The sequence below is a fragment of the Arthrobacter sp. HLT1-20 genome (assembly GCF_054510895.1).
Window position 1 is genome coordinate 1 of sequence record NZ_JBTNDR010000005.1, and the last position, 13,614, is coordinate 13,614.

11 protein-coding genes are annotated in these 13,614 nt (G+C 64.0%); 6 read left to right on the forward strand and 5 right to left on the reverse strand.

Translation table 11 applies throughout. The annotated features are described in order from the left end of the window. Positions 1-97: 97 nt before the first annotated feature. Positions 98-2,062 (reverse strand): M13 family metallopeptidase, encoded by a 1,965-nt coding sequence (locus ACX80Q_RS04240; RefSeq protein WP_459329277.1) that lies wholly within the window; start codon positions 2,060-2,062, stop codon positions 98-100. Positions 2,063-2,313: 251 nt separating this feature from the next. On the opposite strand from ACX80Q_RS04240, the gene leuA reads away from it, so the two are divergent. The 3 genes from leuA (at position 2,314) to ACX80Q_RS04255 (ending at position 5,776) form a co-directional block, all read left to right on the forward strand. Next, positions 2,314-4,053, forward strand: coding sequence for a 2-isopropylmalate synthase (gene leuA, locus ACX80Q_RS04245; protein ID WP_459329278.1), 1,740 nt, complete (start codon positions 2,314-2,316; stop codon positions 4,051-4,053). A gap of 108 nt (positions 4,054-4,161) precedes the next feature. Continuing rightward, complete coding sequence (recO, locus tag ACX80Q_RS04250; RefSeq protein WP_459329279.1) at positions 4,162-4,914, forward strand: DNA repair protein RecO; 753 nt, start codon at positions 4,162-4,164, stop codon at positions 4,912-4,914. Positions 4,915-4,924: 10 nt separating this feature from the next. After that, positions 4,925-5,776, forward strand: coding sequence for an isoprenyl transferase (locus ACX80Q_RS04255; RefSeq protein ID WP_459329280.1), 852 nt, complete (start codon positions 4,925-4,927; stop codon positions 5,774-5,776). Here ACX80Q_RS04255 and ACX80Q_RS04260 read toward each other — a convergent pair whose 3' ends face one another. Then, positions 5,777-6,919, reverse strand: a complete 1,143-nt coding sequence (locus tag ACX80Q_RS04260) for an alpha/beta hydrolase (RefSeq protein ID WP_459329281.1) — start codon at positions 6,917-6,919, stop codon at positions 5,777-5,779. Continuing rightward, on the reverse strand, positions 6,916-8,589 hold the full coding sequence (locus tag ACX80Q_RS04265) for an FAD-binding dehydrogenase (RefSeq protein WP_459329282.1): 1,674 nt from the start codon (positions 8,587-8,589) through the stop codon (positions 6,916-6,918). Before ACX80Q_RS04265 ends, ACX80Q_RS04260 begins: the two co-directional genes overlap by 4 nt. Before the next feature lie 93 nt (positions 8,590-8,682). Here ACX80Q_RS04265 and ACX80Q_RS04270 point away from each other — a divergent pair, with 93 nt between their 5' ends. After that, complete coding sequence (locus ACX80Q_RS04270) at positions 8,683-9,750, forward strand: quinone-dependent dihydroorotate dehydrogenase (RefSeq protein WP_459329283.1); 1,068 nt, start codon at positions 8,683-8,685, stop codon at positions 9,748-9,750. 89 nt (positions 9,751-9,839) lie between these two features. On the opposite strand, the gene ACX80Q_RS04275 is transcribed toward ACX80Q_RS04270, so the two are convergent. Together ACX80Q_RS04275 and ACX80Q_RS04280 are read right to left on the reverse strand one after the other, a co-directional pair. Next, a complete protein-coding gene (locus tag ACX80Q_RS04275) occupies positions 9,840-10,841 on the reverse strand; it encodes an aldo/keto reductase family protein (protein ID WP_459329284.1) in 1,002 nt (333 codons plus the stop codon). Positions 10,842-10,974: 133 nt separating this feature from the next. Continuing rightward, positions 10,975-11,577, reverse strand: a complete 603-nt coding sequence (locus ACX80Q_RS04280; RefSeq protein WP_459329285.1) for a DUF3043 domain-containing protein — start codon at positions 11,575-11,577, stop codon at positions 10,975-10,977. Between the two features lie 70 nt (positions 11,578-11,647). On the opposite strand from ACX80Q_RS04280, the gene ACX80Q_RS04285 reads away from it, so the two are divergent. Both ACX80Q_RS04285 and ACX80Q_RS04290 read left to right on the forward strand, forming a co-directional pair. Continuing rightward, complete coding sequence (locus ACX80Q_RS04285; RefSeq protein WP_459329286.1) at positions 11,648-13,102, forward strand: M20/M25/M40 family metallo-hydrolase; 1,455 nt, start codon at positions 11,648-11,650, stop codon at positions 13,100-13,102. Positions 13,103-13,168: 66 nt separating this feature from the next. Then, positions 13,169-13,555 carry a HesB/IscA family protein gene (locus ACX80Q_RS04290; RefSeq protein ID WP_459329287.1) on the forward strand — a complete coding sequence of 129 codons (387 nt, stop codon included), beginning with the start codon at positions 13,169-13,171 and terminating at the stop codon, positions 13,553-13,555. The last annotated feature ends 59 nt before the right edge of the window (positions 13,556-13,614 follow it).

A 13,614-nucleotide genomic window follows, 5' to 3' on the forward strand; every position in this document is an offset into this window, starting at 1 on the left:
GGGACGCGGCGTGAAGAGACGGGGGAGGGGGTGTGTTTTTTGCCCTCCGGCAACCCCACCACACACCACAAAAAGCCCCCTTCTCTTTAAGCCGGGTCTACCAGATGGACACGCGGTCTCCGGGCTCGCGCCACATCTTGTCCTCGGGGCTGGTGCCGAAGGCCTCGTGGAACGCGTCAAGATTGCTGACCACTGCGTTGCAGCGCAGCTCGGCGGGTGAGTGCGGGTCAACGCTCAGGCGCCGCACGGCCTCCTCATGGCGGATCTTGGTACGCCAGCATTCGGCCCAGGAGAAGAAGAAGCGCTGTGCGCCGCTGAGCCCGTCAATGACGGCGGGCTCGGCGCCATTGAGGTTGATCTGGTAGGCCTTGAAGCCAATGGCCAGGCCGCCCAAGTCGCCAATGTTCTCACCCAGAGTCAGCTCCCCATTGACAAACTCGTCCGGGGCAGCCAGGGGGGAGAGCGCGTTGTACTGGTCCACAAGCTTGGCCGTGAGGGCCTGGAAGGCTGCCCTGTCATCATCGCTCCACCAGTTTCGCAGGGCACCGGTGCCGTCAAACTGCGAACCCTGGTCGTCAAAGCCGTGGCCAATCTCGTGGCCGATGACGGCACCGATGCCGCCGTAGTTGGCGGCGTCGTCGGCCTGCGCGTCAAAGAACGGCGGCTGCAGGATGGCCGCCGGGAACACCACCTCGTTCATGGTGGGGTTGTAGTAGGCGTTGACCGTTTGGGGCGTCATGAACCATTCGTCGCGGTCAATGGGCGCCCCGATCTTGTTGAGCTGGCGGGCCAGCTCAAAGGCGTTGCTGCGCTCGATGTTGCCCAGCAGGTCCCCGGCCACAATCTTCAAATCGCTGTAGTCGCGCCACTTGGCCGGGTAGCCGATCTTGGGTGTGAAGGCGGCCAGCTTCTCTAGGGCCTTCTCCTTGGTTTCCTGGCTCATCCAGGCCAGCTCGGTGATGCTGATCCGGTACGCCTCGATCAAGTTCGCCACCAGGGCTTCCATGTGCGCCTTGTGTGATTCCGGGAAGTGCTCGGCCACATACAGCTGCCCCACGGCCTCGCCCAGCACGCCTTCCACCAGCCCAACGCCGCGCTTCCAGCGTTCCCGAATGGCGGGGGTGCCGCTGAGTGTGGTGCCGTAGAAGGCAAAGTTGGTGTCCACAAAGTCCTTGGACAGGTACGGTGCCAGCGTGGAAATGGTGCGCATCGCCAACCATGCCTGCCAGTCGGCGCAGCGGTCCTGAACCAAAAGTGCCTGCTGTCCGGAGAAGAAGTCGGGTGTTGCCACCACCACCTCCGCGCCTTGTTCGGCGCTGACGCCCAAGGAGTCAAGCCACAGTTCCAGTTCGGGCAGCAGCGCCAGCGCCTCGGCCCGCCCCATCAGATTGTAAGTTTTCTGCGGATCGCGCAGGGTCACCTTGTCCCAGTGTGTGGCGGCAATCTCGGTTTCCAGGGCCATGATGCGCGGTGCCTTCGCCGCAGCATCGGCAACTTCTGCCAGTTCCAGCATTTTTTGCACGTGGGCCACATAGGCTTCGCGAATGGGGGCGAATTTCTCCTCACGGTAGTACGACTCGTCGGGCAGTCCCAGCCCCGCCTGGAAAAGGTGCAGCAGCGCGCGGTCCGGATTTCCGGCGTCGTTGTTCACATAAGCGCCAAAAAGTGTGCTGCCACCGCTCCTGTCCAGCTCGCCCATGAGACTCACGACGGCGGCAATGGACTCTGCGTTCTCGATCGCCGCCAGCAGGGGTGCCAGGGGGGCGGCCCCGGCGGCCTCGATGGTGTCCTCATCCATGAAGTCGGCATACAGGTCGCCAATTTTGGCCGCCAACTCCGCGTCGCTGGCCTCGGGATTGCCCGCCTGCGCCCCGGCATGTTCAATGATGGCCTTCACGGCGGCCTCCGAGGTGTCCCGCAGTGTGATGAAGGAGCCCGTCAGTGCACGGTCCGCCGGAATGACTTCCGCCTCAAGCCACGCGCCGTTGACGTGGGTGAACAGGTCATCCTGGGGGCGGACATTCGGGTCAATGTTGCTCAGATTGATTCCGGAGTGGCTCAAGTGAATCGATTCCCCTTCGTGGGTTGGCTGCTGTGGAGCATTTGCACGCGTCCACAATAGTGAGTTGGTTCACCATCATCCTACGTGCCGTGTTAGGGTAAAAAAGTGCGCACTGGAATGCTTCTTCTTAGCTGCCGCGGCGAGGCCTTGAACCCGTTGATTTGATCAACGTGGATGTGGCCACCCTCGCTGCGGTGTTTGTGTTGCCCGGCCGGCCTCCCCTTCGTTGAACAATATTAAGGTCACCTCCAATGCGAAATGCACAAAAGCCCTCGGGAATGCCCGTCCACCGCTACATTCCGTTCCAGGACCAAATCTCCGTGAATCTGCCGGACCGCACCTGGCCGGACAAGGTCATCACCAAGGCTCCGCGCTGGTGTGCTGTGGATTTGCGTGACGGCAACCAGGCCCTGATTGACCCCATGAGCCCGGGCCGGAAGCTGAAAATGTTCCTGCTGCTGGTCAAAATGGGCTACAAGGAAATCGAAGTTGGCTTCCCCTCCGCCTCGCAGACGGACTTTGACTTTGTGCGCCAGCTCATTGAGGGCGGGCACATCCCGGACGACGTCACGATCCAGGTCCTGACCCAGGCGCGCGAGCACCTGATCGAGCGCACCTACGAATCGCTGGTGGGCGCCAAGTCCGCCATTGTCCACCTCTACAACTCCACCTCAGTGCTGCAGCGCCGCGTAGTCTTCAAGCAGGACGAGGACGGCATTTTGGACATCGCCCTGCAGGGTGCGCGCCTATGCAAGAAGTATGAAGAAACCCTGAGCGACACCGTCATTACCTACGAGTACTCACCGGAGTCCTTCACTGGCACCGAGCCGGAATACGCCCTGCGCGTCTGCAACGCCATTGCCGACATCTTCGAGGCCTCTGCCGACAACCAGGTCATCATCAACCTGCCGGCCACGGTTGAAATGGCAACCCCTAACGTCTACGCCGATTCCATCGAATGGATGAGCCGGAACCTGCACCCGCGCGAGGGCATCATCTTGTCCCTGCACCCCCACAACGACCGCGGCACGGGTGTTGCCGCGGCGGAACTGGGCTACCTGGCCGGGGCCGACCGCATTGAGGGTTGCCTGTTCGGCAACGGCGAACGCACAGGCAATGTTGACCTGGTGACACTGGGCCTGAACATGTTCACCCAGGGCATTGACCCCATGATCGACTTCTCCGATATTGACGAGATCCGCCGCACGGTGGAGTACTGCAATCAGCTGCCCGTGGCGGAACGCTCACCCTACGGTGGCGACCTGGTGTTCACAGCCTTCTCCGGCTCCCACCAGGATGCCATCAAGAAGGGCTTGGAAGCCCTGGAAGCAGAAGCGAACGCCGCCGGTGTTCCCGTCAGCGACCAGGTCTGGGCCGTTCCGTATTTGCCGGTTGACCCCAAGGATCTGGGCCGCAGCTACGAGGCAGTCATCCGTGTCAACTCCCAGTCCGGCAAGGGCGGCGTGGCCTATCTGCTCAAGAACGAGCACAACCTGGACCTGCCGCGCCGCGCACAGATCGAATTTTCCGGCGTCATCCAAAAGCGCACGGACACCGTGGGCGGGGAAGTCAGCGCCGGGCTGTTGTGGAGCATTTTCAAGGATGAGTACCTGCCGGCAGAGGGCAGTAACGAGCAGTGGGGCCGCTACCGGATCGGTTCCTTCGCCACCTCAACCGACGACGACGGCGAGATGATGCTGACCGCCAAGCTGGATATTGACGGTGCAACACATACGCGCACCGGCACCGGAAATGGTCCCATTGCCGCGCTGCTGGCCATTCTGGCAGAGGACGGCATGGATGTGCGGGTGCTGGACTACACCGAGCATGCACTCTCCGAAGGTGGCGACGCCCGCGCTGCCGCGTTCGTGGAATGCACTGTTGGCGAGCGGGTCCTGTGGGGTGTGGGCATCGACGCCAACACCTCCACCGCCTCCCTGAAGGCAGTCATCTCAGCAGTGAACCGGGCCATCCGGGACGCCCAGGCCTGAGCAAACGCGCCCCGGCCAGGACCCTCACACAAGGGTTCTGGCCGGGGTGTTTTGTGTCCACGGTGCGCCCACGCCCGCCAACGCTGGCAATGGTGGGAGAATGGAATGGTGTCCTATCAATCATTTGCCGCCCGCACCTACAGGGATGACGCCGTAGTTCTGCGCACCCACAAATTGGGTGAAGCGGACAGGATCATCACGCTGCTGACCCACCACCATGGCCAGTTGCGGGCCGTGGCCAAGGGTGTGCGGCGGACCAGCAGCAAGTTCGGCGCTCGGCTGGAACCGTTCATGGTGGCGGATCTGCAACTGGTCAAGGGCCGGTCCCTGGACATTGTGACCCAGGCGGTTGCCAAGGCGAGCTACGGGGATGCCATCGCCGCCAATTACGACAGATATGTGGTGGCCGCGGCCATGACGGAAACGGCCGAACGCCTCACGGATGTGGACGGCGAAACCTCCACGGCGCACTATCTGCTCCTGGTCGGCGCCCTGTCGTCACTGAGCCGGGGCGCCCATGCAGCACAATTGATCCTGGATTCGTACTTATTGCGGGCAGTTTCCATTGCCGGCTGGGCCCCCAGCTTTACCGATTGCGCCCGCTGCGGGGAACCCGGCCCGCATGGCGCGTTCAACGCAGCACTGGGTGGTGCCGTGTGCCACGACTGCCGGCCTCCGGGTTCACCGGCTCCGGCACCGGAAACCATGACTCTTTTGGGTCAGCTCCTGAGTGGGGATTGGCCCGGGGCTGATGCCTCAGTAAACATTCATCGCCGTGAAGCAGCCGGGCTGGTGGCCGGCTATGTGCAATGGCATTTGGAACGCACAGTGCGTTCCCTGAAACTTGTGGAGCGTGTATAAAAATATGGCAATGCAGCGCAGCGAACTGTTCAGCAGCGGACTCAAGAGTGGCGGCGGCAAGAGCGGCCGCAGCACGGCCAAGCCCCCCGTGGTGGCGCCATGGCCCCATGCTGGCGGGGCGGCCATGCCGGCCATCCCCAGGGAGTTAGTGCCGGAGCACGTGGCCATTGTCATGGATGGCAACGGCCGCTGGGCCAATGAGCGCGGCCTGCCCCGGATCGAGGGGCACAAGGCGGGCGAACCGGCGCTGCTGGACGTCATGGCCGGTGCCATTGACATGGGCATCAAGTATGTCAGCGTCTATGCGTTTTCCACCGAAAATTGGAAGCGTTCGCCGGAGGAAATCCGCTTCCTCATGGGTTTTAACAAGGATGTGCTACGTCGTCAGCGCGACCAGCTCGATGCCTGGGGCGTGCGCATTCGCTGGGCAGGGCGGCGGCCCAAGCTGTGGGGATCGGTGATCCGCGAGCTCGAGGAAGCCCAGGAACACACCAAGGACAACGACGTCATCACCTTGACGATGTGTGTTAATTACGGTGGCCGGGCCGAAATTGCCGACGCCGTCTCCGCCCTGGCCGCGGATGTTGCGGCAGGCAAACTTAGCCCGAAGGCCGTCAATGAGAAGACAGTGCAGAAGTACATGTACCTGCCCGACGTTCCCGACGTCGACCTGTTCCTGCGTTCCAGCGGCGAACAGCGCCTGTCCAACTTCCTGCTGTGGCAGTCCGCCTATGCTGAGTTTGTCTTCATGAACACCATGTGGCCGGATGTGGACAGGACCACCCTGTGGGCTGCCGTGGATGAGTATGCGCGCAGGGACAGGCGCTACGGCGGCGCCGTCGACGCCGCGGCGAAGGCCTAGCTACCGGCCCACATAACCCCGGAGCCAGCGTGCCATGCGGGCGTAGCCGTCATCGCGCACGGGCTGGGGGGAGAGGAGCACCTCGTGGAGTGCTCCCTCCAACCGTTCCAGCGTGACGCTGTTGCCCAGGGATAACGTCCGCAAGGCCAGCGAACGCACGTCCAGGACAACATCGGCGCGGAGCATGGCGTCGCTCCAAATGGGCCCTAGCATGCTCTTCGTGGACAGCAGGACAAGAACCGGCATGGGCAGATTTAGGCCCGAGGCCACTTCCTGCTGTGCAGCCAGGATGGCCTTCATCCAGCCAGCCCGGACCGGGAAGGCGTGCGGAGGGCGGAGCTTCTTGTCCACAGGCCATTCGCCGTAGGCCTCGTCGCTGATGCCGCGCCAGTAAAACGATCGCTCGGGCACCCGCATGCGCATGAGTGGGCGGAGGTCCGCCAGCTGCACCAGCGGAGTGGCTGCGCGCCTGATCGCAGCACCGCCCTGGATTTCCAGCCAGGGACTGTTGAGAATCAAGTGGCTCACCAAACCCGGGTGGTGATGCGCCCACAAGGTGGCAATGAGTCCTCCCGTGGAGTGGCCCATCAACAGGATCGGGGCGTTGCCTTCTGCTGTGCCAGCAGCGCCTGAATTGCCGGGATGCTCCTGGGAGATGACGGCGTGCGCGGCGAGGATTTCGGCGTCGTAGTCGGCAAGATCGGCAACATAGCCGCCCATCTCGTGGGAGGTCAGGCTGCGCCCATGGTTGTGCAGATCCAGGGCATAGAAGGAATAGCCGAGGCCGGTGAAGAATTCGGCCAGTCCGGTGTTGTAAAAGTAGTCGCTCCAGCCGTGAATGAACAGCACGGCAGGCTTACTGCTCGACGCCGGGTCCCCACCGTGCGCCGCGTCCGCTCCTTGCGCTCCGGCCTGCCGGTGCCGCACCAGAGTTGCCCGGTAGGAAACTGGTGAAGGTTCCTGGCCAGCACCCTCGGCGGTGCTGGCACCAGCACCAGCACCAGCACCAGCGCCGGGCGGGGCCGGAACGGGGACGTCATCGCCGTCCTTGGCGGGCGCGGTCCGGGCCGGCACCTGCAGGCTCAGGGCTTGGTAGTCGGGCCCCAGAATGTCTTCGTGCCACTGCGGGCCGGCAGCCCTCACTCGTCGCCGTCGCTTGCTGCGGCGCGGCCAGCAATTCGGCCGGAGAACAGACAGCCGCCCAGGAAAGTGCCCTCCATTGACCGGTAGCCGTGCATGCCACCGCCGCCAAACCCCGCCGCCTCGCCTGCTGCATACAGTCCGGGGATGGCGTTGCCGGCCCCGTCAAGGACACGCGCTGACAGATCCGTGGTCAGCCCGCCCAGGCTCTTGCGGGTCAGAGTGGTCAGGCGCACGGCAATGAGCGGGCCGTGCTCGGGTGCCAGGATGGGATGGGGTGGCACCACGCGCATGAGCTTGTCAGTGGCGAAGCGCCGGGCTTCCCGGATGGCATTGAGCTGGGTGTCCTTGCCCAAACCGCAGTCCACCTGCCGGTCCCTGGCCAGCAGCGTTTCCTGCAGCTCCTGCGGATCAATGAGGTCTGCACCCACCAGGTCATTCATTTTTCCGGCGAGTTCGGCAGCCGTGGTGGCCTGCAAAAAGTCGATGCCGCGGTCAAGGAAGTTTTGCACGGGCCCCGGGGCGCCGGCGAGGGCGCGCTTGGCCAGCAATTTCACGTCCTTGCCCGTCAGGTCGGGGTTCTGTTCGGAGCCGGACAGGGCAAATTCCTTGCCGATGATGGTCTTGTTCAAGATGAACCAGGAATGGTCGTGCCCCGTGGTTTCCAGATGGCGCAGGGTGCCCAGGGAGTCGAAGCCGGGGAAGAGCGGCACCGGCAGACGCTTGCCGTTCCCGTCCAGCCACAGGGGCGATGGGCCGGACAGGATCCTGATCCCGTGGTTGGGCCACACCGGATCCGTGTTGTGGATGCCCTCGGGGTAGTGCCACATGCGGTCTGTGTTGATCAGGGCACCTCCGGCGCGGGACACCGCCTGTTGGAATTCCCCATCCACCGACGCCGGAACGCCCGTCAGCATGTAGCGCGGCCCGGTGCCGTGGGGCCACTGCTCACGCACCATGGCGTGGTTGCCGCCAATGCCTCCCGTGGTAACGATGACGGCCCCGGCAGTCAGCTCAAAGCCACCAACCATGTCCCGGCTGCTGGCCACGCCCCGGGCGGCCTCGGAGGGCAGCAGCACCTCGCCACGCACCCCGGTGACGGTTCCGGCGTCGAACACCAGCTCGGTGGCCCGGTGCCGGAAGGCGTACCGTACCCGGCCCGCGGCAACACCCTCCTCAAGCTTGGCCAGGAAGGGCGCCACAATCCCGGGCCCGGTGCCCCACACCACGTGGAAGCGGGGAACGGAATTGCCGTGGCCCTGGGCGTCGTAGCCGCCACGCTCGGCCCACTGGACCAGGGGGAAGAATTTGACGCCGAGCGCGTGCAGCCAGGCCCGCTTCTCGCCGGCGGCAAAATTGACGTAGGCCTCAGCCCAGCGGCGCGGCCAGAGATCCTCGGGCCGGTCAAAGGCGGCCGAGCCCAGCCAGTCGCTCATGGCCAACTCGGGGGAGTCCTTCACGCCCAGGTGTCGCTGCTCGGGGGAATCCACCAGAAACAGCCCGCCAAAGGACCAGTGGGCCTGACCGCCCAGTGAGGTCTCGGGTTCCTGGTCCAGGATCAGCACCGTCCGCCCCGCGTTGTACGCTTCGGCGGCGCTGACCAGGCCGGACAGCCCCGCCCCCACCACTACAACATCCGCCTGTTGCCATGCACCGCCACCGTTGGTATCCATGTGGACATGCTAACGCCCTTTGGCGCCCGCCATGCGTCGAAGATTGTGGCTGGACGTTTTGCAGATGCGGCGCGGAACCGGAAAACTAGGGGTATGCGAATTTATCCCACAGTTTTCCGGCTCTGTTTCTCCTGGATGGACGCCGAAAGAGCGCACAAGATCGGTTTCACCATGATCAAGGCGACTCACACGGTGGGAGCCGGCGCCGTCCTGCGCCGCATCTTCACCCCCGCGGCATCCCTGCAGACCCAGGCCCTGGGCATGACCTTCCCCACACCGTTTGGCCTTGCCGCCGGTTTTGACAAGGAAGGCAAGGGCATCAACGCTCTCGCCAACCTGGGCTTCGGCCACGTTGAAGTGGGCACCATTACGGGCCAGTCGCAGCCCGGCAACCCGCAGCCGCGCCTATTCCGCCTGGTGGCGGACCGCGCTGTCATCAACCGCATGGGTTTCAATAACGACGGCGCAGCGGCCGTTGCGCCGCGCCTCAGGCAGGCGTTGGCGCAGTTGGGCAAGACGTACCCGGCCGTGCGGCCTATCGTTGGTGTGAACATTGGCAAGACCAAGGCCGTGGAGCTTGAGGATGCGCTGGAGGACTACCTCATCAGCGCCCGCACACTGGCCCCCACAGCCGATTACATGGTCGTCAACGTCAGCTCGCCCAACACCCCGGGCCTGCGCCTGCTCCAGGACGTTGCCACCTTGCGCCCCCTGCTGAGCGGTGTGCGCGAAGCGGCCGATCAATCTGCCGGACGGCACGTGCCATTGCTGGTGAAGATCGCCCCGGACCTGGCTGATGAGGACGTTGCCGACGTTGCCGCATTGGCGTTGGAGCTCAAGCTCGACGGCATCATCTGCACCAACACCACCATCAGCCGCGAGGGCCTCTTGAGCCCCGCGGCGATGGTGGCGGAAAAGGGTGCCGGCGGACTCTCCGGTGCGCCCCTCAAATCCCGCTCCCTGGCAGTGCTCCGCCAGCTCAAGGCCGCCGTGGGGGACCACCTCACCTTGATCTCCGTGGGCGGCGTGGAAACCGGGGCCGAAGTTCAGGAACGTCTCGACGCCGGCGCCACCCTGGTGCAGGGCTACACTGCATTCCTTTATGAGGGCCCGTTCTGGGCTGCCCGGATCAACAAGGAACTGGCAGCCCTGCGCACATAGGCGGCAACGAGGCTTTAATGCGCTGTGCCGGCTTGTGGGCGGTTCTTCAACCGCCGACAAGCCGGCACAGCGCATTAATGAGAGGAAAGCTAGACCCGTGTGGGCGGGCTCTGTGTCTTGGCAGGGTCGTTCACGATGCTCGGGGCCAGGGCTGCGTCAATGGCAGTCATGAGCTCGGCCGGAATGACCACCCCGGACGCTGCGACGTTCTCGGCCACCTGCTCCGGACGCGAAGCGCCCACGATAGCTGTTGCCACGTTGGGATTCTGCAGGACCCAGGCAATGGCCAGCTGGGACATCTTCAGGCCCAGTTCCTCGGCAATGGGGCGCAGCTTTTGGACGTTGCTGAGGATGTCATCCTGGAGGAAGGCGCTGATCATGTTCGCCCCGCCCAGCGCGTCTGTAGCGCGGGAACCGGCAGGCAGCGGCGCGCCCGGGAGGTACTTGCCGCTGAGCACGCCCTGGGCCATGGGCGACCACACAATCTGAGACAGGCCCAGCTCCAACGAGGCAGGGACCACCTCGGGCTCAATGACGCGCCACAGGGCGGAGTACTGCGGCTGGTTGGAGACCAGGGAGAATCCAGCCTCGCGGGCAAGCGTTTGGCCGTCGCGGAGCTGCTGGGCGTTCCACTCGGACACGCCGATGTACAGGGCCTTGCCCGCCCGGACCACGTCGGCGAACGCTGCGATGGTTTCCTCCAGAGGCGTTTCGTAGTCGTAGCGGTGGGCCTGGTACAGGTCAACGTAGTCCATGTTCAGGCGGCGCAGGGAGTTGTTGATGCCCTCCATGATGTGCTTGCGCGACAGGCCGGTGTCGTTGGGTCCCTTGGGGCCAACCGGCCAGTAAACCTTGGTGAAAACTTCCAGCGATTCGCGCCGTTCGGTGGCCAATGCTGTTCCCAGCACTGACTCTGCGGCGCCGTTGGCATAGGCGTCAGCCGTGTCAAAGGTGGTGATTCCGGCGTCGAGCGCGGCACGTACGCACGCCGTGGCGACGTCGTTCTCCACCTGAGAGCCGTGGGTGAGCCAGTTGCCGTAGGTGATTTCGGTGATCTTCAGGCCTGAGCGGCCAAGGTAGCGGTATTCCATTGATTCAGCTTAGCCATTTAAAATGCGACGCCGGCCATTTCCGTTAGGAAGTAGCCGGCGCGTAAAGCGGTGGGATGGGCCCACGCTCCCGAGGGTCCCGAGCCGAGGCACGAGGTTTGGGAGGGAGTGGGGTCTAGGAAGGCCATTCCCCACGGCGAACCATGGGCTTGGGCAGGCGCAGGCGGCGGAACTGCATGGAGCGCATGCAGCCGTACCAGATGACGCCGGAATCGACGGAGCCGAACTTCGTGGCGATGAGGCGTTTGAGCTTGCGGCCCATGAACCAGACATCGATCGCCACAAAGGCGACCATGACCCAGAACGCGGCGAAGAGGATGATGGAGGCATTGCCGGTGGGCGGCAGTACCAGAGTCAGCAGGACGATGCCCAGGGCCGCGAACATGACGAATTCGCCCAGGCTGAACCTGGCGTCAACATAGTCGCGAGCGTAGCGCTTCTGCGGCCCTTTGTCGCGCAGCGGCAGGAAGCGTTCCTCGCCGGTGTCCAGTGCGCGGCGCATGCGGGCCTGTTCCTCGCGGCGCGCATCGCGGGCTGCCACCTTGGCGGCTGCACGGTCATTGGGAACTAGGGGGCGCTTGCGTGCCGCTTCCTGGTCCTTGCGTGAGGGAGTGGGCACACCTTTGGCAGCTTGGGCATCCCTGGAGGGGGAAAACTGCTCGGAGGAGGCAGCCGTCAGCTGCGGGTCGGGGGCTTGATCTTTCTTACGTCCAAACACCCGTACAGAATACCCTGAAACGGTGCCCTGCCTTGACCGTTGACACATTCTCGGCGGTAGTCTGGCGTTTATGACCCACAACGTTCATAGCGCCCCCGCGCTGCCTGCCCATGTAACCGCCAACCTTCCCCTCAATGAACTGCGCAACAGCGTCGCTACGAGCTTCAACAGCACCGTTGCGGAGCTGAGCAAACTTGTTGCCATCCCCGGAATCGCCTGGGACGCCTTCGACGCCACCCACCTGGACACGAGTGCCCGGGCAGTTGCCGAGTTGATTCGCGGCGCCGGAGTGGAAGACGTGCAGATTCTGCGTGTTCCCAAGGACGACGGCGGCCCTGGCGGTCCCGCCGTCGTGGCCAGGAAAGCCGCGGCTCCCGGCTTCCCCACAGTTGTCCTGTACGCGCACCACGACGTCCAGCCGCCGGGGGACGCGCAGCTGTGGCACAGCGAACCCTTCGTGGCTCAGGAGCGGGAGGGGCGCCTGTACGGGCGCGGCGCCGCTGACGACAAAGCCGGCATCATGGCTCACATTGCCGCGTTCAGCGCTATCAAGGAGGTTCTTGGCGATGACTTTGGCGCTGGCGTGACGTTCTTCATTGAAGGAGAAGAGGAAGCGGGTTCGCCCACGTTCCGGGCATTCTTGGAAAAGTACCGGGCGCTGCTGGCCGGCGACGTCATTGTGGTGGCTGATTCCGCCAACTGGCAGGTGGGCATCCCGGCCCTGACCACCAGTCTGCGCGGCCTGGTGGATGGTGTTGTGGAAGTCAGCGTGACTTCCCATGCGGTGCACTCGGGCATGTTTGGTGGTCCGCTGCTGGATGCGCCCACCTTGTTGGCGCGCCTCATCGCCACCTTCCATGACGAGCGGGGATCGGTGGCCATCAAGGGCCTGCTCGGCAGCGAGGACTCCGATGTGGACTACTCCGAGGAAGACTTCCGGGCGGATGCCGGCGTGCTCGACGGCGTGCAGCTGGCCGGTCGCGGCACCATCGCCTCCCGCTTGTGGACCCAGCCGGCGCTGTCCGTCATTGGCATGGACATGCCAACCGTGGAGATGAGCTCCAACACCTTGCTGCCGACAGCGCGGGCCAAGATCAGCCTGCGTCTTGCTCCCGGGCAGGATCCGGCCGCGGCCATGGCTGCAGTGGAAGAGCACGTGCAGGCCAACGCACCGTTTGGAGCCCAGGTCAGCTTTGTGCCCGGTGAAGCCGGCCAGTCCTTTGCCACGGACACTCAGGCGCCGGCCGCCCAGGTGGCCCTGTGGGCGTTGGGGGAGTCGTGGGGTGTGGCTGCTGTTGAAACGGGAATGGGCGGCTCCATTCCCTTCATCGCGGACCTGAAGGAGATCTACCCGGGCGCGCAAATCCTTGTCACGGGGGTTGAGGATCCAGACTCCAGGGCGCACAGTGCCAACGAATCCCTGCACCTGGGGGACTTTGAGAAGGCCATCGTGGCCCAGGCCTACCTGCTGGGTGCCATCAACAACGGTGCCTTGGCGGAACACAATCCGCGTCCAGGCAGTTGACATAAGTTAGCACCCCCGCCGGTGCTCGACGTAGCATGTACTTGTACCCCCACGTAAGGAAATGCCATGACTGCAAATGTCCACGAAGAAACTTCATCAGCAGATGTTGCCGCCACCGAACTACCCACCCACGGTGTGCTGATCAGCGATGTGGCTGCCGGCAAGGTGCGCAGCCTGCTGGAACAAGAAGGCCGCACCGATTTGCGCCTGCGCGTGGCAGTTCAGCCGGGCGGCTGCTCGGGCTTGATCTACCAGCTCTACTTTGACGAACGCATGCTCGACGGCGACGCGGTCCGCGACTTTGACGGCGTCGAGGTTGTCATCGACAAGATGAGCGTCCCCTACCTGGATGGTGCCAGCATCGACTTTGAAGACACCATTTCAAAGCAGGGTTTCACCATTGACAACCCGAACGCCGGAGGCTCTTGCGCCTGCGGCGATTCGTTCCACTAAGTAAAGTTTTCTACTGGATGTAGAGCTGACCGCAAAGTATTCCTTGCGGACATCCGACG